General features: G+C 37.3%; 1 protein-coding gene and 1 pseudogene. Both read right to left on the reverse strand.

From position 1 onward, the window contains the following. Window positions 1-262: 262 nt before the first annotated feature. The gene (locus LU351_RS20540; protein WP_232595952.1) at window positions 263-544 is read right to left on the reverse strand and encodes a hypothetical protein; all 282 of its coding nucleotides are present in this window, start codon (window positions 542-544) and stop codon (window positions 263-265) included. A gap of 27 nt (window positions 545-571) precedes the next feature. Continuing rightward, a pseudogene (locus LU351_RS20545) lies at window positions 572-712 on the reverse strand (IS3 family transposase); the annotation flags it as partial. Window positions 713-841 lie beyond the last annotated feature (129 nt).

An 841-nucleotide genomic window follows, 5' to 3' on the forward strand; every position in this document is an offset into this window, starting at 1 on the left:
CGATTTGTCACGCTATGCGGCCAACGTGCGTCTGGAATATACAAATAGGGAGAAAAAATCATCAAAAGAACGAATTTTTATCCAATATTTTTGTAAATAAATGCGTAATGATAATTATTTTCGGTAAGTGTTCCGGTAGAAAAATTAGAAAATTATCGCGCTAAAAAAACGAATTTATAGAGGTTCCCTAAAGCCATTTCCGCTTCTTCAAAGTTCTCACAAGCTTCTATCTCTTTTAATAAACCATTAATTTCAGCTTGCATTATTTTTTCTCCATAGGAATAAATTTGATTGTAGAGAGATAGGACTTACCGTTATCCAAAACCTTCCATGTACTTTCTACCTTCAACTTTCCTTTCGGGCCCTCAATAACACTCGGAACCCAAACACGATTATCAGGGGTAACTTGTTTCCCAACATCCAGTAAGTGCTCTCTAATAAATTTGTTATTTTGTGGAGTATCGGTTAAGCCTATAGACTCAAGATGTTTTTGTAGCTCATTTGATCGATTAAAGCTACGATTTTGATGTTTTAATCTTTCCAAGCGCTCTGCATTCGAAGGATGTACTGGTCAACTCAAACCGGACACTTTTCTAAACTGATTTTCGTACTCTATTGGCGACATATTTTTATTCGCGCTATGCAGCCTTTCTAAATTGTAATACTTCATGTAGTAAGCCACATCTTCTTTCATATGATCTCGTGTTGGTTGGTCAGGGCTCCCTAGTAATAATCACCCAGAAAGAAGAATCTTTGAACGATATTCGTCGTCCGCTGCGGCGGCCACTATGCGCTGTTTGATTCGCCTTTTACTGTCATCATTCGTTTTGAGTAAATTCAG

The sequence above is a fragment of the Marinibactrum halimedae genome (assembly GCF_021234875.1).
GTDB lineage: Bacteria > Pseudomonadota > Gammaproteobacteria > Pseudomonadales > Cellvibrionaceae > Marinibactrum > Marinibactrum halimedae.